We start from the raw sequence: 23526 nt of genomic DNA, 5'->3' as shown, positions 1-23526 counted from the left end.
TATTGGAAGAGCAAGATAAGATTAAACAAGCCATCAAAAATGCTTTTCTTTATATGAAAGAAAACAATCTTAGTTTTCTACCAGAATCTTATTTGGATGCATTTTGCAAGCAAGCTAAATTATTAAATCTAAAAATAGATGAGTGTAATTGGTTTAGTATATGGAGTGATAAATTTGATTCTTATATCAAAAAAGAATTAAATAATTATCCAATAAAAAATAAAGATGATTTTATAAATGCTTTATCTTCTATAATCAACAATAAATCAAGTTTCAAAGATGATTATCCACATGTGCTAAAAAAAGCACTAAAAATATTAAAAAATCAAAATATATTAGATTTGGATTCAAATTTGCCATTAGAATCCATAGATAGAGAATTAAGAAATTTTATACTTAGCGATTCTAATCATTTATTTAATTTAGTGCATTTAAATAATCTACTTTCACCAAATGATATAGCACTAAAAGCTAAAATGTGTGATAGTGGCTATGCTTTGATATGTAATATTTGCTGTTTTGAAAATATAAAAGAAGATTTTGGAATAGAGGCTTTAGAAAAGCTATTTAATGCTTTTTATAGAATCTTATTAAATAGTATCGATATAGATGTAATCGTTGGTATTTATGAAGATTCTGCTATTGTTATTTTACTGCCAAAATGCACTTTAGAGGCAGCAGATTCTTATTTGCAAAGTATTAATAATAATATTAAAAATAGTAAGTTTGTATATGAAAATATGGATATTGATATAAATATACACATTGATTTACTTCCTATAAAAGATTTGAAAATATGAATGAATTAGAGCAGTATTTATTATCTAAAGGGCAAGAATATAGAAAATTTGATCCAAATAGAGCAATAAATATTTATAAAAAATTAAAGGAGAATCTAGCAAGGATTCCACAAACAATCCAAATAATAGGCACAAATGGCAAAGGCACAAGTGGGCGATTTCTAGCTCTTGCATTATTGCAAAAAGGATATAAAGTCCTTCATTTTACAAGTCCGCATATTTTTAGATTTAATGAGCGATTTTATAAAAATGGAAATATTATTAGTGATGATGAGATTTTAAAAGCACATCAATATTTGATGCAATTTGATTTTATCAAAGATGCTAGTTATTTTGAATATGCAACATTTTTGGCATTGTATTTATCTATCGATGTTGATTATTTGATTTTAGAGGCTGGAATTGGTGGAGAATACGATTCTACAAGTGTAGTAGAGCGAAATTTGGTTTTATTTACTCTTATTGATTTTGACCATCAAGAAATGCTAGGGTATAGTATAGAATCTATTGCCAAGACAAAATTAAATGCGATGAAAAATACCGCAATACTTGGAATCCAAAAACATAGCATAGTGCAAGATATTGCAAAAAATATTGCTTCTTTAAAAAATGTAAAACTTCATATTTTAGATTCTATTCCAAATAATACACTAGCTTATATAAGTAAAAATAGTATGCCATCTTTTTTAGCACAAAATTTATCATTAGCATTGAAGGCACTTGAGATTTTAAATATAGAATTTGATATTTCTTTGTTACCACCTCTTGATTTGATGGGAAGATTTCAAAAGATTGAAGATAATATTATTATTGATGTTGGGCATAATAAATCAGCAGCATTTGCTATAAAAGAGAATCTAAAAGATAAAAAAGTTACACTGGTGTATAATAGCTATGTCCAAAAGGATATAAAAGAAATATTAAAAATCCTAAAAGATAATATTTTAAGGCTTGAGATAATAGAAATCAAAGATAATCCTAGAATTATAAATAAAATAGATTTGATAAAAATTTTAGATGAACTTGAGATTTTATATAGCGATTTTAAATATATAGATAAAAGTAAAGATTATCTTGTTTTTGGTTCATTTAGTGTGATTGAGAAATTTATGAAAGATTTTTATGAAAAGTAGCAATATAAGAGATAAATTTATAATATCTATTGTTGATAATAATGGAATTAAACAATTTAGCATACATAGATTTGTAAAGAAATTTTTTATATATTTCTTATTATTTCTTATTATTTCAAATATATTGATATTTATTACTATTAAGCTTTTAGCAAGCGAATTAAAAGAAATGAAAACACAACGTTATGAGATTTTGGATAAATATAAATATATTTATGATAAAAATAAAAATATCAAGCAACAAGTCGAAATAAGTCAAAATAAACTAGATGAAATAAATACAAAAATGTTTGATTTAGAAGATATTATTAGTATGAAAGATGCAGTAATTAGCAATACTAATGCAGAATCTTATGATATGTCATCACTTAGTCAATCCAAAAAAGAGACTATTTTACAATTATTACCAAATTCATTTCCATTTGATATTAATAATAACTTTCACTCATCATCTTTAAAATCAGGTATAGTTTTTGATCTCCCAAAAGCAATACCCATATATGCAACTGCAGATGGAATAATAGACTTAAGAGTGGATAATAGCACAAAAGACGCTGGGAAGTTTGTAAAAATCATCCATTCTTTTGGCTTTACATCAATTTATGGATATTTATCAAAGATTACTCTAAAACGTGGAGATGTAGTAAAAAAAGGTCAATTAATAGGATATAGCAATACAACTGCAAATAAAAATTTATATTATGATATTAGATTTTTAGGCAGTGAAGTTGATGTTGAAAAATTTATAGCATGGAATATTGATAATTTCTTAAGTGTGATAAATGAAGATAGCATAGTAAATTGGAATGGATTATTATGGACTTTAGATGATATTATAAAAATAAAAGATCATAAAATATTTTCACAACCAATCACTTTATTGGATGAAAAATGAATAGTGAAAATAGATTGATACTTATGATTTCTAGCCCATATGGTGCGAGATATTATAATGTGAATCTAATTTTTAAACATATTATTATTTATTTTTTTACTTTTATTGGCTCTATTGTATTTTTTATTTTGATAGCACTGCATACATTAGCATCAGAGATTAATAATATTGAAAATAAATATAAATATATAGAGGATAGCTATCAAACATTATTGGATAAGAATCTAAGTTTATTAGGACAAATTTCTGCTAAAAAAGAAGAGTTTTTGTTAATTGCAGATAAAATTGAGGATTTAGAAGGCATTATTGGTGTTGTTAATGACAATCCTAATTATGGTTTGCAAAATAGAGTCGAGGCTGCTAGTATTACAGGACTGCAAAAAATATTTATTATGAAATTTGTCCCAAATGGTCTTCCATTGGATAGCTATAAGAGGATTTCATCTGGATATGGTTATAGGATTCATCCATTGAATGGCTCAAGAGAATTTCATGCAGGAATTGATTTTTCATCAAATCTTGATACACCAGTTTATGCAACAGCAGATGGAGTTGTTGATTTTGCTAAAGATGGTTGGAATGGAGGATATGGTACACTAGTAAAAATAGATCATTCATTTGGTTTTAAAACATATTACGCACACTTACACTCTTTTGCTGTCAAAAGAGGGCAGTTTGTCAAAAAAGGACAGTTAATCGCCTATGTTGGTAATACAGGAGTAAGTACTGGGGCTCATTTACATTATGAAGTGAGATTTTTAGGAAGCCATATTAATCCTAAGCATTTTACAGAATGGGATATGAGTAATTTTGATAAAATTTTTAATAAGGAGAAAAATGTAGCATGGCAATCTTTACTAATGACAATAAACAATTTGATGCTCCAAATTCCAACGGAGCAACGATTATCGCAGCAAAAACAAAATTTAAAGGAGAGCTAAATATTGAATGTCATATTCATATAGATGGTGAATTTGAAGGTAATATCAATTCTACAAATACAGTTTTAGTAGGCAAAAGTGGAGTTGTAAATGGCGATATAATGGCTCAAAGAGTGATTGTAAGCGGTAATTTTTCAGGAAGTATAGATTCTGAATGTATAGAAATTATGCCTAATGGCAGAGTAGAAGGGATTATTGTTTGCAATGAATTATATATAGAGAAAAAAGGTATTTTTATAGGTGAGAGTAAAATAAAATCAAAAATGCAAGATTCTAAGATAGATGATATAACAAAAAATAAAGATTAAAAAAATATAGAATCCTAGTATAAAAGGTATTGTTTGCTTAATTCGAATTTTTATAGAATCTTAAGTCAAAAATTAAATTACAAGATATTTATTTTCAAAGATTCTACTCAAACTTTAGAAGCATTAGAGATTTGTAAATACAAAAAACTTCAAGATAAATCATTTCCAAATGCTTATGTCCTTAGTGATTTTAGAGCAAAAAGAGGCGATGATTTGCGAAGCTATTCTTTTGAGCTTGGTGAGTTGTTGCTTTCATTATCAAAGTTTTATAATGATAAAAATTCTATACTTTTAGCACCTTTGCATTCGATTTTATACCCACTTCCTGCAAAAAATCAATTAGAGCCTTTGGCATTAAAACTATATGAGAGTTATAATTTTTTAGATTTGCAAGATACACTTTTAAACTATGGATTTGAAAAACAGGATTTAGTCCATGCACCAAAAGAGATAGCAATACATGGCGATATAATAGATATTTTCCCACATAATTATGAAAACCCAATTAGAATCTCATTTTTTGATAATGATATTGAGAGTATTAAATATTTTGATTCTATCTCTCAAATGTGCTTTGGAGATGAAATAGAAGAAATTAGTATATTTCCTGCGCTTTTTAGTTTAGATTCTAATGCTTATATAAATCTTGATAATTCTAGTAAAAATAGTAGCTATGATGCTTTTATAAAAGATATTATTAGTCTTGGATTCTGGTTTATTGATGAACCTTTGATTATAAATCAATATAATAGTCTTATGATGCCAAGTGCAAAAGCAGAGCTAGAAACTCTAAAAGAAATCGAATTTTTAAATAATATTGATTTTGATAGTTTTGAACTTCTTGATGTTTGTGATATAGATGAAAAATATAGTGATATATCCTTAGAAATCAATGCTATTCCAAAATTATTTGCTCTTCATAATGATAAGAAAAAGATTCTATTTAGTTTAAATGAGCTTTTATTGGATTCATTGCATTTAGGAGATGATGTAACAATCATAAAAGAGCCAATATCAATAAATATCATTACAAAAGATGAGATTATTCTTTCTTTAAACAAGATAGCAAAAAAGAAGAAAAAAACATACAAAACAATTCATCTAAATGAATTAAATAAAGGCGATTATGTAGTCCATAAAGATTATGGTATCGGTATTTTTAATGGCATTAAGCAAACTACTATTTTAGGTGTTACAAGTGATTTTATAGAAGTAATGTATCAAAATGATGATAAATTATTACTTCCTACACACAATTTAAATCTAGTAACAAAATATATAGCAAATACTTCTAGTATTCCTATGTTAGATAGACTTGGAAAATGTTCATTTGCAAAGATTAAAGAAAAAATTAGACCAAAATTATTAGAAATTGCAAAAGAGATAGTAGAGATTGCAGCAAAAAGAGAGCTTATCAAAGGTAAATTAATAGATACTAGCAAGGTTGAGCTAAGTGTTTTTCAAAATTGTAGTAATTTTGAGCTTACAATCGATCAAGAGCGAAGCATTCAAGAAATCTTTAGTGATTTAAATAGTGGCAAGGTTATGGATAGATTGCTTATTGGTGATGTTGGTTTTGGAAAAACTGAAGTTGCTATGAATGCTATATTTGCTTGTATAAAAAGTGAATATCAATGTGCTTTAATAGTGCCAACCACACTTTTATCAAATCAACATTTCAATACTCTTTGTGCTAGATTTGCAAATTTTGATATAAAAATTGCAAAATTAGATAGATTTAGCAAGGATAAAAATAGAATTTTAGCAGGCTTGCAAAGTGGCGAAATTGATGTAGTAATCGGCACTCATGGATTATTAAATGTAAGTTTTAAGAATCTTGGACTTGTTGTTCTTGATGAAGAGCATAAATTTGGTGTAAAACAAAAAGAAAAGCTAAAAAATATGACACAAGATGTGCATGTTTTATCAATGTCTGCTACGCCAATTCCAAGAACTCTAAATCTTGCTTTATCAAAAATCAAAACACAAAGTGAGTTGAATACGCCTCCAATTAGCAGAGTTCCACCAAAAACATTTGTAAAAAATTATAGTGATTTATTGTTACAAGATGCAATAAAACGAGAATTAAAGCGAAATGGACAAATATTTTATATCCACAATAATATAGCAAGCATTGATGATAGAAAAAATGAAATACTAAAGCTTATTCCAAAGCTAAAGATTGGAATCCTTCATTCTAAAATAGCACAAAATGTTAGCGAAGATATTATGATTAAATTTGCAAATGGGGAATTTGATATGCTGCTATGCACTTCGATTGTAGAATCTGGAATCCACCTTCCAAATGCAAATACTATTATCGTAGATTCTGCGGATTGTTTTGGTATGGCAGATTTGCATCAGCTAAGAGGACGAATAGGTAGAGGTGATAAAGAGGGATATTGTTATTTCTTTGTAGAAAATAAAGATTCTATAACAAATGAGGCAAAAAAGAGACTTTTATCTTTAGAATCTAATTCATTTTTGGGTGCTGGTGGGATTCTATCTTATGCAGATTTAGAACTTAGAGGCGGTGGAAATATCCTTGGTGAGGCACAAAGTGGGCATATAAAAAATATCGGTTATAGCTTGTATTTACAGATGTTAGAAGAAAGTATAAATATATTAAGTGGTAAAGAATTGCAAAATAAGCAGAGTGTTGATATCAAGCTAAGTGTAAGTGCATTTTTAAATCCAAGTATTATTCCTTCAGATATGATTAGACTTGATTTATATCGCAGACTTGCTAATGTAACCTCAAAAGAAGAAATATATGATATTGAAAAAGAAATAAACGATAGATTTGGGAATCTAGATAGTTTTAGCCTTAGATTCTTGCAATTAATGCTTATAAAATTTATTGCAAATACACTAAATATAAAAACAATAATGAATTATAATCAGCATATAACTATTATTTATAGTGATACACAAAAGATAAAATTTGATGCAAAAGAGCTAGATGATAGCAGTATCTTAGAATCTACATTAGAATATTTAAGAGATAAAGAGAGCAAAATTGGACACTAAATTGCATATAGGAATTATTGGTGATATTGTAGGTAGAGCTGGTAGGGATATGGTCATAGAGAATCTACCATATTATAAAGAGAAATATAATATAGATTTTGTGATTGCAAATGGTGAAAATGCAAGTGGTGGCTTTGGGCTTAGTAAAAAAAATGCAAATGAATTATTTTCAAGTGGTATTGATGTCATTAGTGGTGGGAATCATTCATTTGATAAATTAGAAATTATAGAGTTTATGGATACTATGCCAATTTTACGTCCTTTAAATTTTCCACAAAATACTCCTGGAAGTGGAATCTACTATACAAAAATAAAAAATAAGGAATTAGCAATAATCAATGCTATGGGGCATTATGGAATAAATATCAATCTTGATAATGTATATCACAAGCTAGAAGAATCAATTATTTCTTTACAAAAGAAAAATATTTCTAATATTATTGTTGATTTTCATGCAGAAGCAAGTAGTGAAAAAAGAATAGCATTTTGTCTTTTAAGAGGTAGAATTACTGCATTATTTGGGACTCATACGCATATTGGCAGTGATGATTTGCATATCCAAAATGGCAGCTTTTATGTAAGTGATATTGGGCTTTGTGGTGGATATGATGGTGTTATTGGAATGGATTATAAAGTGCCACTAAATAAAGCAATGCAAGGCTATGGAAAAGGTAGATTTGAGGTTTTAGAAAATGGAAATAATATTTTTCAAATGATTATTTTAGAATTAGAAAATGGAAGATGTAATAATGCATTTAAGATTAAAAAGATTAATGATGTAGAGCTAGATAGTATAAATGCATTTAATCTAGAATCTTAAAAGATTCTAGAAATATATTATTTAAAGCTATCTTTTATGCTATCAATCCATGCATTTAATCTATCGCTTGTTAAATCACTTTGATTTTCTTCATCAAGTGCAAGACCTAAAAACTCATCTCCAACTAGCCCTTTTGATGCTTGAAAGTCATAATTTTCATTTTTTGTTTTGCCTATAATTGTAGCTTTTTTTGCTAATTCTGCTAGTAAAAAGATAGAATCGCAAAATGTATCACCATAAGAATCTTGATCTCCAAGTCCAACAATAGCTATAGTTTTTTGAGCAAAATCATCTTCGCTTAAATTTGCAGCAAAATCTTCCCAATCAGTTTGCAATTCACCATCACCATAAGTTGAAGCAGCAAGTATTAGATTGTCAAATTTTGCTAAATCTTCTTTTTTTGCTTTTGCAACATCAATTAATTCACAATTTTGCAGTTTTGATGAGATAGCTTCTGCTATTTCTTGTGTTTTTCCTGTTGTGCTTCCATAAAATATACCAATTGTTTTCATAAATTAATCCTTTTTACATTTTTTATCTATTTTAATGTGGAAGAAAATCACCTTCTATATTTGCATTAATAATAGAATTGTAACACTAGATAAAAAATAATAAAACTGCAATAAATTAATGCATATATTATGCAAATATGTTATAAATCTTTATCCATTTTAACTTCTATACTAGGAAACTTATATATGACTGAAAGCATTCAAGATATTAGCACGACAAAATATGTAAAAAATAAATTACAAAGAGCTTTGCATACATTTATCAATCATGAATCATTTGGTGGTGTATTATTATTTTTATGCATTATACTTGCTATGGTTATAGCAAACTCAAAATATCATCATATATATTTTGATTTTTTAGAACTCAAATTTGGTGGATTTATTGGACAAAATTTTGTTGGGATTAGTATTTTACATTTTATCAATGATATATTAATGTCATTATTCTTTCTTATGCTTGGGTTGGAGATGAAAAGAGAGATATTATATGGAGAGTTAGCTGGATTTAAAAAAGTCTCTTTTTCTATACTTGGAGCAATTGGTGGAATCTTAATTCCAATATTAATATATATTTATTTCAATAAGGGCACAGAATCTGTAAATGGTTTTGGTGTAGCAATGAGCACGGATACAGCATTTGCACTAGGTGTTTTGTTGTTTTTTGGAAAAAGGATTCCACAAATATTAAAAATATTTCTTGTTACATTAGCTATATTTGATGATTTAGGTGCAATTTTAATAATTGCATTTTTATATACCAATGATATTAGTATGTTTTGGATTTATACAGCTGCATTTATCACTTGTATTTTGATTTATTTAAATTATAGAGATACAAAATATATTTCAAGCTATATTTTACTTGGAATCTTACTTTGGATAGCAGTATATAATAGTGGAGTTCATGCTACTATAGCTGGCATTGTTCTTGCATTTTGTATTCCAGGTCGTTCTAATATAAGAAAAAAATATTTTCTTAATGTAGTAAATATATTAGAAGAGTGGAAGAGTGCAACCACATTAGAGGGTAAAAAAATCTTATATACAAAAGAAGATAAGCAAGATAATATATTTGTAGCAATCTATAAGGGTATTATCGGGTTTTTTACTTCAAATGAATATAAAAAAGTTGATATGGAAGAAACAAGTAAGCAGGTGTATATGCTTGATGTTGTAGCTAAATATTCTAGATATGCACAGAATCCTCTTGTAAAAATGGAGATGTTTTTACAACCAATTTGTGCATATTTTATCGTGCCAATTTTTGCATTTTTCAATGCTGGGATAAGAGTAGATGCTAATATGAATTTTCATATTGATGGTATTTTATATGGAACTATTATAGGTCTTGTTGTTGGAAAACCTCTTGGTATTGTTATTTTTACATTTTTGGGTGAGAAACTAAATATTGCAATTCGTCCTGAAGGTCTTTCATATAAACATATATTTGCAGTTGGTGTAATTTCTGGTATAGGCTTTACAATGTCTATGTTTGTTGCAAATCTTGCATATGGAAGTGAAGAACAAATAGTGCTTGCAAAATTATCAATTTTGATTGCTTCATCAATTGCTATTTTCTTTGGAACAATAGCCTTGCTATTTTCTACAAAAAAATAATTACTTTTTTTGTGCGATAATAAGCAAGCTTCCACCAAAGAAATTTGGTAGGTAATCAATAATTTTGTTTTCGATTCTTAAAATGGATATCAGAATCTTATTTATAATAGGGCTTATTGGATCGATTTTATCACCTTTTGGGATATGATTTTTCTTTGGTTTTTTAATAATTGCTCTAAGTATTAAAAGTGGAATTATTGAGATAAAAAAGTATTTTGAATATTTGATTGTATATCCATTTTTCTCTAGTAATTCTTTTATGCTAGATTTTGTATATCGTCTTTTATGTCCTACATCTACATCATGTTCATTCCACAAAAAATTGAATGCAGGGATGCTTATAACAAGCCACCCCCCCCCATTGTGGATTTTTCTAAATTTTTTATAGCAAGATTATCATCTTCTATATGTTCTATAACATCAAAAGCACAAATACATTCAAACTCATCTACAAATGGACTTTTTAATAAATCAAAACAGAATCTATCTTCTATGCCATAGCCTTTAGCATAATCTAAAGCATTTAAATGCATCTCACCAACACTTATATTTTTGTATCCATCTTTGATTAGGTATTTTGTTACATTTCCTGTCCCAGCCCCTACCTCAATAATCTTTGCATTTTTGTTTATATATTTATTCATTGCTTTTTTAATCAATTCTTTTCTTGTGATAAACCAAAAGTGTTTTTCTTCATTATTAAATAGCTCTACAAATCCGCTAAAATCATAATCTTCATTTCGCACTTGTGTATTAAATACCTTATGCCCATTTATTGTGTTGTATTTTTCTATAATCATAATTCTTCTTTAAATTTAATTTTGTTAAATAATATCATAATTTTGTATAATCACATAAATAGCAATCTTTATTAAAATTTTGACAGAAGGATATATGAATAAGATTATAATAGGAACTAGAGGTAGTTTATTGGCATTATGGCAAGCTAACTTTATAAAAGATGAGTTAAAAAGGAAATTTAATCTAGATTCTGAATTAAAAATCATTAAAACAACAGGTGATAGAATCTTAGATGCTCCACTTGCAAAAATCGGTGGAAAAGGTCTATTTACAAAAGAATTAGAAGAAATGCTACTTAATAAGTCTATCACATTAGCCGTTCATTCTCTAAAAGATGTTCCTGTTGTAATGCATAATGATTTATTACTTGCTGCAATAACAAAGCGAGAAGATGCGCAAGATTGTTTTATTAGCTACAATTTTAGCAATATTTCAAATCTCCCATATAATGCAAAAGTAGGCACTACTTCACTTAGACGCTCAATGCAATTAAAATATATAAGAGAAGATTTAGATACTATAAGCTTAAGAGGAAATGTCCAAACAAGACTTCAAAAACTAAAAAATAATGAATTTGATGCAATAATCCTTGCTAAAGCTGGTTTAAATCGATTAAATATAGATACAAAAGATATAAATTTTATAAATCCACTTGATATTTCGTTTATGATTCCTGCGATGGGACAAGGTGCTCTTGGAATAGAATGTAGAAAAGATTGCGAGATTCTACCATATTTACAAAAATTAAATGACGAGATAAGCAGTATTGAGTGTGGATTTGAAAGAGAGTTTATTAGATTGCTTGATGGCGGCTGTCAAGTACCAATTGGGGTGCATGCAAAATATAAGGATTCTAAGATTGTTATGAATGCTATTATTGGTTTGCCAAATGGAACAGAAATCATCAAAGATTGCGTAAGTGGTAGTAAAGATTCTAATCTAGCAAGTGAATTATTAAAAAAAGTAGAAGCAAAAGGTGCTAGAGATGTATTAAAAAGGGCTTTAGATTTTATATGATAGTTTGGAAGAATCTTGAATAAGTTTTGTTATAAAAACGCTGTATTTTATTATTCATTTGGAGATTGTGCGTATATTTCAGGCAATGATACTACATTTAATTATGCACTTATAGAATCTTGTAGTGAAGATTTTTATAATGCATTGCTAGAACGAGGTTGGAGACGATTTGGAGAAGTCTTTTTTGCTCCATTTTGCGATTATTGTAATAAATGTGTTTCAATAAGACAGCTTGTAGATGAGTTTGTATTTTCTAAAAACAATAAACGCATTATGAGTAAAAATAAAATAATCGATGTTGTGCTTGGAATCCCCACTTATTCGCTTGAAAAACTAGAGCTTTATAATAAATATCATACTATTATGAATATCAAAAAAGGCTGGGAATATAATAATATAAATAGAGATAGATATTTACATATGTTTATAGATGGCAAAAATAGCTTTGGAAAAGAGATATGTTATTATCTCGATGGTAAATTAATAGGTGTTGCTTTTGTAGATATTTTAAAGACTACTTCATCTATGAGTGCTATATATTTCTTTTATGATCATAGTTATTCACATCTTTCACTTGGCACTTTTTCAATTTTAAAACAATTAGAAATTGCTAAAATGTTTAATATAAAATATTTTTATCCAGGATATTGGATAGAAAATCATCATTCTTTAGGATATAAAGAGCGATTTAGACCATTTGAATATTTAATAAATCGTCCAAATATTTATGAGATTCCTATATGGAAATTGCATACTAAAGGATAATTCAAAGGATAATCATGAAGATTACAAAACTAATTTCACTTTGTTTTGGAGTTATTGCCAATATTAGATTCTATCCACCAATACAGAGATTTATAAATAAGCAATATATTAGAATCTTTAAGATTGATTTAAGTGAGTTTTATCCACTTGCTTCATATAAAAGTTTAAATGAGCTATTTACTAGAGGACTTAGACAAAATAGAGAATTTAATATAGATGATAATATTTTTATATCTCCAGTTGATGGCAAAGTAATGCAAACAGGCGATGTCAGCAATGGAAGGGCATTGCAAATAAAAGGATTTAGTTATTCAGTTGATAGATTAGTAGGGGAGAGAGTATCATCAAATCTTAGCTATGCTAATTTGTATTTAAGTCCAAGTAATTATCATAGATATCATGCACCTTGTGATATGTATGTAGAAAGTATAACTCATTTCAAAGGCGCACTTTTACCTGTCCATACAAAATCACTTTATAAAAATAAGAATCTTTTTGTTGTAAATGAAAGAGTGGTTTTAAAAGCAAGAGATTCTTTTGGTGGAATTTTGTATTTTGTTGCTGTTGGTGCATTAAATGTTGGTGGTATTTATTTTTATATTGAACCAAGAATCCAATATAAATCTAATTGCTATAAAAGATGTTTTACATATAAAGAGCCACTTTTTATTAAAAAAGGTGAGGAAATTGGTATGTTTAAAATGGGCTCTACCATCGTACTTTTTGCTAGTGATGTAGAAATATTAAAAAGTGATTGTGATATAAAGTTTGGTTTTGATTTGTTTAAACGCAAAGATTTTTAAAGGTAAAAAATGAATTTAAAAGATGAAATAAAATCTCTAAAAAACGAATTAGATGCTTTGATTGTGGCACATTATTATCAAAGAGATGAGGTTGTAGAGCTAGCAGATTTTTGTGGCGATAGCCTAGAGCTTGCAAAAAAAGCTAGTAGTGCTAAAAATAAATTAATAGTATTTTGCGGTGTAAGTTTTATGGGGCAGAGTGTAAAGATATTATCTCCTGATAAAAATGTAATTATGCCTAGGCTTGCTTGTTGTTCTATGGCAAGAATGATAGATTCTTCTTATTTTGATAAAAGTATTGATAAGCTTCAAACTCTAGGTATAAAGAAAGAAGATATTTTTCCAATGACTTATATAAATTCAAATGCTGATATAAAGGCTAAAGTTGGTGAAATGGGTGGTGTTGTTTGCACTAGCTCTAATGCAAAAAAAATTTTTCAATTTGCACTAGATTCTGGTAAAAAAATATTTTTTATGCCAGATAGATGCCTTGGGGCAAATCTAGCTATAGATTGTGGTAAAAAATATTCCATACTTGGAATCTCAAATGATGATGAAATCATAAATAGCGATGTAATTTGTTATGATGGATTTTGCTCTATTCATCAGCTTTTTAGCCTTAGCGATATTGAATTTTATAAAGAAAAATACAAAGATATCATAATCGCTTTACACCCAGAATGCGATCCTAGTGTAGTAAGAGCTGCTGATTTTGTAGGATCTACAAGTCAAATTATTTCTTTTGTATCAAATTTAGATGAAAATGCAAAAGTAGCAGTTGGCACAGAATTTAATCTTGTAAATAGATTAAGAAAGAAAAATGGAAATAAAGAAAATATTTTTGTGCTATCTTCAAGTAAGCCAGAATGCCCTACTATGAATGAGACAAGTATTCAAGATTTATATGATGTAATGAAATCTTTTAGTGATGAAATGCCTTATAATGAAATAGAGCTAAGCCATGATTGCGTGCATTATGCAAGAAAAGCACTAAATAAAATGCTGGAATTATCATGAGTGAATTAGAATTTATTAAAAATGCGCTAAATGAAGATATAGGTAGAGGAGATTTATTTTCTAAAATATGTGATGATAAGATAGTAAAAGCAAATGTCCTTGCAAAAGATGATGGTGTATTTTCTGGAAAAAAATATATATCTATTTTGCTTAGTCTTGTAGGCTTAGAATCTAGATTTTATTTTAATGATGGAGAAGAATTTAATAAATATGATATTTTGCTAGAAATAAGTGGCTCATATCTTTGGATATTAAAAATTGAGCGGACATTGTTAAATATTTTGCAACATAGCTCAGGTATTGCTACAAATGTAAAGTCATATACAAGAATCTTGCAAGAAAATTCATTTAATACTATTCTTTTGGATACTAGAAAAACTAGACCAAATTTAAGAGAATTTGAAAAATATTCTGTTTTAAATGGTGGTGCTAGAAATCATCGCTTAGGATTAGATGATTGTTTGATGTTAAAAGATACAAATTTATCTCATATTTCAAATTTGGCTGATTTTATAAGAGAAGCTAGGGTTAAGATTCCATGGACTTCAAAAATAGAGATTGAATGCGATTGTATAAATATGGCAAAAGAGGCAATGGAGTGTGGTGTTGATATTATTATGTGTGATAATATGAAGCCAAATGATATTATTGAAGTTGTAAGCCATAGAAATAAATATTATCCACATATTTTGCTTGAGGCAAGTGGAAATATATCAAAAGAAAATATTTTAGATTATGCAAAAACTAAAGTTGATGCAATAAGTATTGGTTCTTTAATCCATCATGCAACTTGGATTGATTTGTCTTTGAAAATGGCATAATTTATGAAAGATAGAGAAGCATATTTTATTTCTAAGCTACAAGATTCTCCTATCACCTTAAAACTAAATGATGATGGAATCGTGCTAAATGATTATATCTATGCTATGGATTTATTTTGTGAAGGGGTGCATTTTTTAAGAGAATATTTTAGTTATTATAATATTGCAAAAAAAGCAATGCTAGTAAATATATCAGATATACTTGCAATGGGTGCAAAACCTGCTTATGCTATGCTTGGAGTGTCTTTTGCAAAAGATATGAGCTTAAATGATATTAATGATTTTAAATCTGGAATTATTGATATTTGCAAAAAATACAATATCAAAATCATTGGTGGCGATACAATTATAGATAATAAATTAAGCATTGCTATTACGATGTTTGGTAAAGCAGAATCTAAGATTATAAAAAGGACGAATTTTAGGGCTGGTGATATTATATTTTTTAGTGGAAATCTAGGAAATGTATCAAAAGATATGAAATCCTTATATAGAGGGCATAAAATCAATAAAGATTCAAAATTTTATACTCCAAGATTAAATCCTAAGTTTATATTTGAGATTCTACCTTTTATTCGTGGCGGAATGGATATTTCAGATGGATTGTATTATGAGCTAAATAGAATCTCAAAATTAAATAATGTAAAGTTTAGATTCTTTAAAAAGATAAGTAAAAATGTAGCAACAAGCGGTGAAGAATATGAATTGTTATTTTCTGTATCACAAAAAAATGTAAGAAGATTAAAATTGATTGCTGCTAAAAATCGGGTAAAGATTACAAAACTTGCAAAAATGTTACATGGCAAGGAGAAGTTTTATTGCTTACCTCATCATGGATGATTATCAATCAAATAAGCCTAGCTAAATAAATACTCTACTTGCAAATAATCTATTTACTTATATCTCTTTTTGCTCCGCTATCATCTTGTAATATTGTAGCTTTATGTCCTGCCATATCTGCTTCTCCTTTTGTTCTATGCTCTACATAGTCTTTATTTGCTTCTTCAACAGGATTTGTCCAAAATTGTGCTAGCGGATTTCTTTTTTCAACAAAAGTATAATAGCATGCGACACCTACAACTCCAACTACTACCAACTTCCCCAAGTTGCTCATATTATCTCCTTAATAATATTTAAGTGTATAATCATTTTTGTGTATTTGTGTGATTATACTATAAAGTTTATTATTGTTTTGTTTATAATTTATTTTTTATTTTACATTGTTAAGGATATTTATGCAAAATACTATTGATTTATTGTTAAAGCATAATGAATTAAGGATTATTGATGATGAACTTGATATCGAATTAGAGATTCCGCATATTGCATATATTGAAGTAAAAAAAGAAGATTCTAAAGCACTACTATTTACAAATCCAGTTTGTAAGAAAAGTGGAATAAAATTTAAGATTCCAGTTTTGATGAATATTTTTGGTTCATTCAAAAGACTTGCTTTACTTGCACCAGATAGTGAAGAAATTGCAAAAGAAATAGAATCTTATTTAAAATTATCCCCACCAAAAACTTTTATAGAAAAGATGATAAAAATCAAGCAATTACTAGCTTTAAGATATATTGTGCCAAAAAAGACAAATAAGGCTTTATGGAAAGATAATATTTCTTTAGGAGAGAATGTAGATTTATTTAATTTACCAATACTAAAGACTTGGGAAAAAGATGGTGGAGCATTTATCACTATGGGGCAAGTTTATTCTACTTCATTAGATGGAAATATTAAGAATCTAGGCATGTATCGCTTGCAAGTATATGATAAAAATCATTTAGGACTCCATTCTCAAATACACAAAGATTCTACTCATTTTTTTAATGAATATAAAAAAGCAAACAAAAAAATGCCAATTACAATATGCATAGGTGGCGATCCACTTTATACTTGGTGCGGTCAAGCTCCGCTACCTTATGGAATGTATGAATTAGCTTTGTATGGATTGATAAGAAAGAAAAAACCTAAAGTTTGCAAATGTAATACAAATGATTTAATGGTGCCATATGATTGTGATATTGTTATAGAAGGTTTTGTAAATATAGATACATTAAAAGATGAAGGACCATTTGGTGATCATACAGGATTTTATACACCAATAGAGCCTTATCCAGTTATTGAGATTACCTCAATATCGCATAAAAATAATCCTATATATTTAGCTACGGTTGTAGGAAAACCTCCATTAGAAGATAAATATATGGGATATATGACAGAGCGGATATTTTTACCACTTCTAAAAACTACAAATTCATTTTTACTAGATTATTATATGCCAGAAAATGGTGTCTTTCATAATTTAATCTTAGCAAAGATTGATTGCAAATACCCAAATTGTGCAAAACAAATTATGCATAGTTTTTGGGGAGTAGGGCAGATGAGCTTTGTAAAACATGCAATATTTTTACCAAAAGATTCTCCTGCATTAAATGATCATTATAAAATAAGTGAGTTTATTTTAAATCACTTAGATATTAATGATTTGATTATTTCAAAAGGTATTTGCGATGCACTAGATCATTCATCCCCAGATTATGCAAGTGGTGGAAAGCTAGGGATTGATTGCACTATGGAAATAGAATCTACGCAAGATATAGAGATTTTAGATGATAATAAATTATTTCAAAAAATACATACAAATTATGATGAAATAGTTGATTTAAAGCAGTATTTTACGCATACAAAAAATCCAATCACTTTAATTTCTATCAATAAAAAAAGTAGAGTATTAGAGCATATAGAGGCATTTTATCCATTGCATTGTAGGATAGTTTTCGTGCTAGATTCTAAAGATAATGATTTATCAAATCTCTATATGTGTGTTTGGAGGATAACAAATAATATTGATGCACTAAGAGATATTTTAGTAAAAGATGGAGTTGTATTAATAGATGCAACTGCAAAAGGAAAATTAGAAAATCATAATAGAGAGTGGCCTAGTGATGTAGTTTGTACTCCTAGTGTCATAGAACATTTAGTAAAAATAGGTGTTATTAAAAGAGATGAAGAATTATGGAAAAAATATCAAATCTTTTAGTAGAATCCTTTTTTTAATATGCAAGGAGTTTATATGAAATTTTTTTTAGTTATTTTAGTATTGATTTTTAGTGCTTGTAATGATAATGATAATACACAAACACAACAAACTGAAATAAAAATACAAAATGATACACTAGATTCTAGTAAGACAATAAAGCCAAGTAGTTCAAATATAATAGATAATAATGAAGATTCTAATGCAACTAACAATGCAAATAAAGATTCTAATAAAGATATAACAAACAATACTCCAAATGTTTTAGCTGCAGATAATGCAAAAAAAGGAATTGATGTAAAAAATTTATATGTAAAATGTGCAGTTTGTCATGGTCCAAAAGGTGAGAAAATAGCACCAGGTAGCGAAGGCAATGTCCTCATATCAAAATTATCAAAAGAAGAAATAATAAGTGATTTGAAAGGTTATAGAGCAAAAACTCTAAAAAGAGGAAAATCATCAGCTATTATGTATTTACAAGCTGCAAATTTAAGTGATTTAGATATAGAAAGTCTTGGAGAGTATATTTCTAGTTTTAATAAGTAATGTTTTCAGTAGATAAAATTACACAGGCTAAATATGTAAAAGATAATTCTACTTTTTTGTCATATTTAATACCGATTGAAAATTTTGATGATTGCTTATTTGGATTAAAAAAAGAACACAAAAAAGCTGTGCATTTTGTAAGGGCTACTAGAATCTTAAATGAATATTCTCAAATAATAGAATATAGTAGCGATGATGGTGAGCCAAAAGGTAGCTCTGGTATGAGTGTTTTAAATGTAATGCGTGGCAGCAATCTTATAAATAGCGGTATTATTGTAGTTAGGTATTTTGGTGGAAAATTGCTTGGAGTTGGCGGTCTAGTGAGAGCTTATTCAGCTGCTGCATTGGAAGTCATTAATAATTCTCATTTAATTACATTTGAGAAATTACAAACAATAACAATACAATCTCCATTAAATAAAATAGAATTAGCAAAATATTTAGCAAGAAAACTAAATATAAAATCTTTAAAATTTGATTTTATGCAAAATTTTGCAATAATTCATATAGAAGCTAATGGAGATAAAATACAAGATTTTATCAATCATTTTAAAGAAAAGTAATCATATAGAGGGATTTATGGAATATTATTTATATGTTAAAGCATTGCATATTGTAGCTTTTGTAGCGTGGATGGCAGTTTTATTTTATTTACCTAGACTTTTTGTTTATCATACAGAAAATAAAGATAATAGTAGTTTTGTAGATGTAGTGAAAATTCAAGAAAATAAATTATATTATTTTATAGGGACGCCTGCTATTTTAATCACTATTATTACTGGGATTATTATGATTGTGCTAAACCTTGAATTATTCAAGACTGGTGCTTGGTTGCATGTAAAGCTTTTATTTGCATTTTTCTTAATTGTTTATCATATAGATTGTGGAAGACATCTAAAGAATCTAGAAAATAATATCTATAAAAAAAGTGGAAAATTTTATAGATTTTATAATGAGATTCCAACTATAGCATTATTTGTTATCGCATTTTCTGCCATTATAAAGTTTTGATTTAAAATAATGGAAATATTGATGGATAAACCTTGGGGTGGTAGATTTAAAGAAGATTCTTCAAAATTATTAGAAGAATTCAATGCATCTATAAATTTTGATAAAGAATTATACAAAGAAGATATTTTAGGTTCTAAAATACATGCAGAAATGCTATGTAATATTGGAATCTTAACTCTTGCAGAAAAAAATAATATCATAAGTGGATTAAATAAAGTATATCAAGAAATAGAAGATAATGAATTTGTATTTAAAATACAAGATGAAGATATACACATGGCAATTGAAAAGCGACTTACACAGCTTATTGGTGATAGTGCTAAAAAATTGCATACAGCAAGAAGTAGAAATGATCAAGTCGCACTTGATTTTAAGCTTTATTGTCTTAGTAAAAATAATGAAATAAAAGTTTTATTATTAGAACTCATTTCTACACTTTTAGATATTGCAAAAAATCATACAAAGACTATCATGCCTGGTATGACACATCTTCAACATGCACAGCCTGTTAGCTTTGCATTTCATCTATTGGCTTATTGTTTTATGTATAGACGAGATGTGGAGCGACTTTTTGATGATTATAAAAGAAATAATTATTCTCCTCTTGGTTCAAGTGCATTTGCTGGGACTCCATATAATATTGATAGAGAATACACAAGCTCAAAGCTAGGTTTTATAAGCCCTTGTTACAATGCTTGCGATGGCGTAAGTGATAGAGATTTTGCACTTGATTTATTATATTCTATTTCTATGATTGCTATGCATACTTCAAGATTTGCAGAAGAATTGGTATTATGGAGTAGCTATGAATTTAGATTTATTACTATTAGTGATAGTTTTGCAACTGGAAGTTCTATCATGCCAAATAAGAAGAATCCAGATGTAGCAGAATTACTTCGTGGCAAAACAGGACGCATATATGGCAATCTGATTGCTTTGCTTACTACTTTAAAAGCACTTCCTCTTGCCTATAATAAAGATATGCAAGAGGATAAAGAGGCATTATTTGATAGTTGTTCTAATATCATTTTATCTCTTAAAGTATTAATTGGCATGCTTAAAGAAATCACAATCAATAAAGACGAAATGTTTAAAAAAGCTCAAATTGGGCATATCACTGCTACTGATTTAGCTGATTTTTTAGTCCAAAAAGTTGGTATTAGTTTTAGAGAATCTCATCATATTGTTGGAAAAATTGTAGCTTATGCAGAATCTAAGAATTGTGATATAAGCGAGCTTAGTATCGATGAAATAATCACTCAAGATAATAGAATCCCAAAAGATGTAAAAGAGGTGCTAGATTTATATCATTCTATGAATTCTAGAAAATCTTTTGGTGGCACAAGTGAAGAATCTGTAAGAGAACAAATAGAATTTTTATCAAAGTGGTTAAATGCAAAATAAGCAAGATAATATAATAAATATGTTTGATGATATTGCAAGCAATTATGATATCGCAAATAGAATCCTTAGCTTTAATGTCGATACAAAATGGAGAAAAGAAGCTTGTATAAAAGCATTAAACCTGGCAAATAATAATAATTTAAATATTGCTGATATTGCTTGTGGCACAGGTGATATGATAATAAATTGGCTTAAATTTAGCAAAGATTCTAAGATTCTAGGAATCGACCCATCAATAAATATGCTAAATATCGCAAAAAATAAACTTCCAAATGAAGTGAAATTAATACAAGGTGAAGCAAAAGATATTGCTATTGATGATGAAAAAATAGATATTTTATCTATTGCTTATGGGCTTAGAAATGTTGTTGAAATTGATAAGGCTTTGAGTGAGTTTCATAGGGTTTTAAGAATTGGCGGAATCTTAGTCATCTTGGAATTTACAAGAAAAGATAATGCAAATATTATTGATAATATTGCATTATTCTATACAAAACATATATTGCCAATACTTGGTGGATTAATATCTAAGAATTACAAAGCTTACAAATATCTGCCAGATTCTATTGATGGTTTTTTAACACTTGAGGAATTAGAAGAAAAGCTAAAGATTCTAGGGTTTTTAGTGAAAGTAAAAAAAAGATATATTGCTAATTTGTGTAGTTTAATTATCGCACAAAAAGTTGATTAAGGCTTTAGTATGGATTTAGGAAATGCACTGCATTATTCAGATTCCATTATTAGTTTGGCTGTGCCTGTTTTTGTGATTGTTATGGTTTTTGCTACACGAAAGGTGGCATTATCATTATTACTTGGTATAGTGCTTGGTGGTATATTAGCATTTTATCATGAGCCACTAAATATACTGCTATATGTATATAAAAATATTTCATCTGTATTTTATTCATTTGATGAGAATAAAAATTTTAGTGTGAGTTATAGTAGCATATATGTATTTGGATTTTTGGTTTTACTTGGAATCTTAACCCAAATAATATTTTATTCAGGCGCTATTAATGCTTTTGTAAATTGGGCTCATAAGAAAGTATCAAATCCTAGAAGTTCAGAATCTATTGCTTTTATAGCAGGTATTATTATATTTGTTGATGATTATTTTAATGCCTTGACCGTGGGACAAATTAGCAAATCTCTAAATGATGCTAATAAATCTAGTAGAGAGAGATTAGCCTATATTATAGATTCTACTTCAGCTCCAGTTTGTATTCTAATGCCAATTAGTAGCTGGGGAGCATATATTATTGGTGTGATGGATGAATCAGTGCCAAAGAGTTTTGGTGGATTGTCTTTGCTTACAAGCAGTATTTGGAGTAATTATTATGCATGGTTTGCACTTTTGGCTGTATTTCTAACAATCTTTTGGCAGATAAACTTACCTGCAATGCAAAGAAATGTAAATGTAGATGTAAAAGATCTATTAGATAAAAAACAGACTTTGGATAAAACAAGCTCTATTTGGTTGCTTATCATCCCGATATTAACATTAATGATTTCTATAACAACCATATTATTTTGGAGTGGATATAAAGCTAGTGACAATCCAACGCTAATTAATATTTTATCAAATACAGATACAGCATTTTCATTATTTTATGGCGGTTTATTTACTATTTTTATTAGTGTATTAGTTAGTATTAAACATCTTAGAATCTCATATACTTACATGATATTAAAAAGAGGATTTTTAAATATGCTACCTGCTATTATTATCTTGATATTAGCATGGTCAATTGGTCCTGTGATTAGAGATGATATGCAAACTGGTATATATTTGGCAAATATGGGTAAAAATATGATGTCTAGTGATTTTATTCTATTTATTCCTGCAATGTTATTTATCATATCCGCATTTATTGCATTTGCAACAGGGACAAGCTGGGGAGTATTTGCTATTATGATACCAATTGGCATAAGTATTATTGGCTCTTCAGGCGGAGATTTAGTTCTTGGGATATCTGCTATTCTTGCTGGTGCAGTATTTGGAGATCATAGCTCACCAATTTCTGATACTACTATTTTATCTGCCACTGGTGCAGGTTGCTCTATACAAAGCCATTTTATTACTCAATTGCCGTATGTATTAAGCATTGCAGTTATCTCACTAATTAGCTTTATAGTCGCTGGAATCTATGGTATATTATTTGGGTATATTATTGGCATATGTATTACAATAATATTATTTTATTTTTATAAAAGGTACCTAAGTAAGCCAATTAATTTATAATT

General features: G+C 28.0%; 25 protein-coding genes. 21 read left to right on the top strand and 4 right to left on the bottom strand.

The annotated features are described in order from the left end of the window. Positions 1-2: 2 nt before the first annotated feature. From CQA42_RS01765 to CQA42_RS01735, 7 genes are read left to right on the top strand one after another with little or no spacing between them, the layout of a single operon-like run. Positions 3-800 (top strand): diguanylate cyclase domain-containing protein, encoded by a 798-nt coding sequence (locus CQA42_RS01765; protein WP_115582978.1) that lies wholly within the window; start codon positions 3-5, stop codon positions 798-800. After that, positions 797-1933, top strand: coding sequence for a bifunctional folylpolyglutamate synthase/dihydrofolate synthase (locus CQA42_RS01760; protein WP_115582977.1), 1137 nt, complete (start codon positions 797-799; stop codon positions 1931-1933). The genes CQA42_RS01765 and CQA42_RS01760 overlap by 4 nt, the downstream gene beginning before the upstream one ends. Next, positions 1923-2828: a M23 family metallopeptidase gene (locus CQA42_RS01755; protein ID WP_115582976.1), complete on the top strand. Its 906-nt coding sequence runs from the start codon at positions 1923-1925 to the stop codon at positions 2826-2828. Before CQA42_RS01760 ends, CQA42_RS01755 begins: the two co-directional genes overlap by 11 nt. Then, positions 2825-3769 carry a M23 family metallopeptidase gene (locus tag CQA42_RS01750; protein WP_115582975.1) on the top strand — a complete coding sequence of 315 codons (945 nt, stop codon included), beginning with the start codon at positions 2825-2827 and terminating at the stop codon, positions 3767-3769. The genes CQA42_RS01755 and CQA42_RS01750 overlap by 4 nt, the downstream gene beginning before the upstream one ends. After that, on the top strand, positions 3673-4077 hold the full coding sequence (locus CQA42_RS01745; RefSeq protein WP_115582974.1) for a polymer-forming cytoskeletal protein: 405 nt from the start codon (positions 3673-3675) through the stop codon (positions 4075-4077). The genes CQA42_RS01750 and CQA42_RS01745 overlap by 97 nt, the downstream gene beginning before the upstream one ends. Positions 4078-4110: 33 nt before the next feature. Next, a complete protein-coding gene (mfd, locus tag CQA42_RS01740) occupies positions 4111-7107 on the top strand; it encodes a transcription-repair coupling factor (protein ID WP_115582973.1) in 2997 nt (998 codons plus the stop codon). Beyond that, entirely contained in the window at positions 7097-7927 is an 831-nt protein-coding gene (locus tag CQA42_RS01735) for a TIGR00282 family metallophosphoesterase (protein WP_258865521.1), read from the top strand. Before mfd ends, CQA42_RS01735 begins: the two co-directional genes overlap by 11 nt. Positions 7928-7944: 17 nt before the next feature. Here CQA42_RS01735 and CQA42_RS01730 read toward each other — a convergent pair whose 3' ends face one another. Then, positions 7945-8439 (bottom strand): flavodoxin, encoded by a 495-nt coding sequence (locus CQA42_RS01730; protein ID WP_115582972.1) that lies wholly within the window; start codon positions 8437-8439, stop codon positions 7945-7947. Positions 8440-8625: 186 nt separating this feature from the next. Here CQA42_RS01730 and nhaA point away from each other — a divergent pair, with 186 nt between their 5' ends. Next, positions 8626-10059 (top strand): Na+/H+ antiporter NhaA, encoded by a 1434-nt coding sequence (nhaA, locus tag CQA42_RS01725; protein WP_115582971.1) that lies wholly within the window; start codon positions 8626-8628, stop codon positions 10057-10059. Here nhaA and CQA42_RS01720 read toward each other — a convergent pair whose 3' ends face one another. Then, entirely contained in the window at positions 10060-10377 is a 318-nt protein-coding gene (locus CQA42_RS01720) for a hypothetical protein (protein ID WP_115582970.1), read from the bottom strand. 20 nt (positions 10378-10397) lie between these two features. Beyond that, entirely contained in the window at positions 10398-10859 is a 462-nt protein-coding gene (locus CQA42_RS01715; protein WP_115582969.1) for a bifunctional 2-polyprenyl-6-hydroxyphenol methylase/3-demethylubiquinol 3-O-methyltransferase UbiG, read from the bottom strand. 94 nt (positions 10860-10953) lie between these two features. On the opposite strand from CQA42_RS01715, the gene hemC reads away from it, so the two are divergent. Genes hemC through CQA42_RS01685 form a run of 6 tightly spaced genes read left to right on the top strand, consistent with a single transcriptional unit; the run spans position 10954 to position 16123 of the window. After that, positions 10954-11877 carry a hydroxymethylbilane synthase gene (gene hemC / locus CQA42_RS01710; RefSeq protein ID WP_115582968.1) on the top strand — a complete coding sequence of 308 codons (924 nt, stop codon included), beginning with the start codon at positions 10954-10956 and terminating at the stop codon, positions 11875-11877. Between the two features lie 15 nt (positions 11878-11892). Next, positions 11893-12642 (top strand): arginyltransferase, encoded by a 750-nt coding sequence (locus tag CQA42_RS01705; protein WP_115582967.1) that lies wholly within the window; start codon positions 11893-11895, stop codon positions 12640-12642. A gap of 14 nt (positions 12643-12656) precedes the next feature. Next, positions 12657-13445, top strand: a complete 789-nt coding sequence (locus tag CQA42_RS01700) for a phosphatidylserine decarboxylase (RefSeq protein ID WP_115582966.1) — start codon at positions 12657-12659, stop codon at positions 13443-13445. Positions 13446-13454: 9 nt separating this feature from the next. Continuing rightward, positions 13455-14462 (top strand): quinolinate synthase NadA, encoded by a 1008-nt coding sequence (nadA, locus tag CQA42_RS01695; protein WP_115582965.1) that lies wholly within the window; start codon positions 13455-13457, stop codon positions 14460-14462. Next, positions 14459-15283 carry a carboxylating nicotinate-nucleotide diphosphorylase gene (gene nadC / locus CQA42_RS01690; protein WP_115582964.1) on the top strand — a complete coding sequence of 275 codons (825 nt, stop codon included), beginning with the start codon at positions 14459-14461 and terminating at the stop codon, positions 15281-15283. The genes nadA and nadC overlap by 4 nt, the downstream gene beginning before the upstream one ends. Before the next feature lie 3 nt (positions 15284-15286). Further along, on the top strand, positions 15287-16123 hold the full coding sequence (locus tag CQA42_RS01685) for a thiamine-phosphate kinase (protein ID WP_115582963.1): 837 nt from the start codon (positions 15287-15289) through the stop codon (positions 16121-16123). Between the two features lie 49 nt (positions 16124-16172). Here CQA42_RS01685 and CQA42_RS01680 read toward each other — a convergent pair whose 3' ends face one another. Then, the gene (locus CQA42_RS01680) at positions 16173-16397 is read right to left on the bottom strand and encodes a hypothetical protein (protein ID WP_115582962.1); all 225 of its coding nucleotides are present in this window, start codon (positions 16395-16397) and stop codon (positions 16173-16175) included. A 121-nt stretch (positions 16398-16518) separates the two neighbouring features. Here CQA42_RS01680 and CQA42_RS01675 point away from each other — a divergent pair, with 121 nt between their 5' ends. The 7 genes from CQA42_RS01675 to CQA42_RS01645 are packed head-to-tail and all read left to right on the top strand — an operon-like array spanning position 16519 to position 23524. Next, positions 16519-18324: a menaquinone biosynthesis decarboxylase gene (locus CQA42_RS01675; RefSeq protein ID WP_115582961.1), complete on the top strand. Its 1806-nt coding sequence runs from the start codon at positions 16519-16521 to the stop codon at positions 18322-18324. Positions 18325-18357: 33 nt separating this feature from the next. Further along, a complete protein-coding gene (locus CQA42_RS01670) occupies positions 18358-18867 on the top strand; it encodes a c-type cytochrome (RefSeq protein WP_115582960.1) in 510 nt (169 codons plus the stop codon). After that, on the top strand, positions 18867-19430 hold the full coding sequence (locus CQA42_RS01665) for a YigZ family protein (RefSeq protein ID WP_115582959.1): 564 nt from the start codon (positions 18867-18869) through the stop codon (positions 19428-19430). The genes CQA42_RS01670 and CQA42_RS01665 overlap by 1 nt, the downstream gene beginning before the upstream one ends. 4 nt (positions 19431-19434) lie before the next feature. Next, a complete protein-coding gene (gene hemJ / locus CQA42_RS01660) occupies positions 19435-19878 on the top strand; it encodes a protoporphyrinogen oxidase HemJ (protein ID WP_408941429.1) in 444 nt (147 codons plus the stop codon). A gap of 21 nt (positions 19879-19899) precedes the next feature. Continuing rightward, positions 19900-21282 (top strand): argininosuccinate lyase, encoded by a 1383-nt coding sequence (argH, locus tag CQA42_RS01655; protein WP_115582958.1) that lies wholly within the window; start codon positions 19900-19902, stop codon positions 21280-21282. After that, positions 21272-21973, top strand: a complete 702-nt coding sequence (gene ubiE / locus CQA42_RS01650; protein WP_115582957.1) for a bifunctional demethylmenaquinone methyltransferase/2-methoxy-6-polyprenyl-1,4-benzoquinol methylase UbiE — start codon at positions 21272-21274, stop codon at positions 21971-21973. The genes argH and ubiE overlap by 11 nt, the downstream gene beginning before the upstream one ends. Before the next feature lie 9 nt (positions 21974-21982). Beyond that, positions 21983-23524: a Na+/H+ antiporter NhaC family protein gene (locus CQA42_RS01645; RefSeq protein WP_115582956.1), complete on the top strand. Its 1542-nt coding sequence runs from the start codon at positions 21983-21985 to the stop codon at positions 23522-23524. Positions 23525-23526: the final 2 nt, after the last annotated feature.

It is taken from the genome of Helicobacter sp. MIT 99-5507 (genome assembly GCF_003364295.1).
Taxonomy (GTDB): domain Bacteria; phylum Campylobacterota; class Campylobacteria; order Campylobacterales; family Helicobacteraceae; genus NHYM01.
This window is presented reverse-complemented; position numbering and strand designations above follow the sequence as displayed.

Coding starts and splice junctions, on each gene's coding strand:
- CQA42_RS01665 (WP_115582959.1), top strand. CDS start 18,867: ATGTTTTCAGTAGATAAAATTACACAGGCTAAATATGTAAAAGATAAT.
- CQA42_RS01700 (WP_115582966.1), top strand. CDS start 12,657: ATGAAGATTACAAAACTAATTTCACTTTGTTTTGGAGTTATTGCCAAT.
- nadC (WP_115582964.1), top strand. CDS start 14,459: ATGAGTGAATTAGAATTTATTAAAAATGCGCTAAATGAAGATATAGGT.
- CQA42_RS01670 (WP_115582960.1), top strand. CDS start 18,358: ATGAAATTTTTTTTAGTTATTTTAGTATTGATTTTTAGTGCTTGTAAT.
- CQA42_RS01760 (WP_115582977.1), top strand. CDS start 797: ATGAATGAATTAGAGCAGTATTTATTATCTAAAGGGCAAGAATATAGA.
- CQA42_RS01675 (WP_115582961.1), top strand. CDS start 16,519: ATGCAAAATACTATTGATTTATTGTTAAAGCATAATGAATTAAGGATT.
- nhaA (WP_115582971.1), top strand. CDS start 8,626: ATGACTGAAAGCATTCAAGATATTAGCACGACAAAATATGTAAAAAAT.
- argH (WP_115582958.1), top strand. CDS start 19,900: ATGGATAAACCTTGGGGTGGTAGATTTAAAGAAGATTCTTCAAAATTA.
- CQA42_RS01755 (WP_115582976.1), top strand. CDS start 1,923: ATGAAAAGTAGCAATATAAGAGATAAATTTATAATATCTATTGTTGAT.
- CQA42_RS01685 (WP_115582963.1), top strand. CDS start 15,287: ATGAAAGATAGAGAAGCATATTTTATTTCTAAGCTACAAGATTCTCCT.
- CQA42_RS01745 (WP_115582974.1), top strand. CDS start 3,673: ATGGCAATCTTTACTAATGACAATAAACAATTTGATGCTCCAAATTCC.
- ubiE (WP_115582957.1), top strand. CDS start 21,272: ATGCAAAATAAGCAAGATAATATAATAAATATGTTTGATGATATTGCA.
- nadA (WP_115582965.1), top strand. CDS start 13,455: ATGAATTTAAAAGATGAAATAAAATCTCTAAAAAACGAATTAGATGCT.
- CQA42_RS01715 (WP_115582969.1), bottom strand. CDS start 10,859: ATGATTATAGAAAAATACAACACAATAAATGGGCATAAGGTATTTAAT.
- CQA42_RS01730 (WP_115582972.1), bottom strand. CDS start 8,439: ATGAAAACAATTGGTATATTTTATGGAAGCACAACAGGAAAAACACAA.
- CQA42_RS01750 (WP_115582975.1), top strand. CDS start 2,825: ATGAATAGTGAAAATAGATTGATACTTATGATTTCTAGCCCATATGGT.
- hemC (WP_115582968.1), top strand. CDS start 10,954: ATGAATAAGATTATAATAGGAACTAGAGGTAGTTTATTGGCATTATGG.
- CQA42_RS01645 (WP_115582956.1), top strand. CDS start 21,983: ATGGATTTAGGAAATGCACTGCATTATTCAGATTCCATTATTAGTTTG.
- CQA42_RS01680 (WP_115582962.1), bottom strand. CDS start 16,397: ATGAGCAACTTGGGGAAGTTGGTAGTAGTTGGAGTTGTAGGTGTCGCA.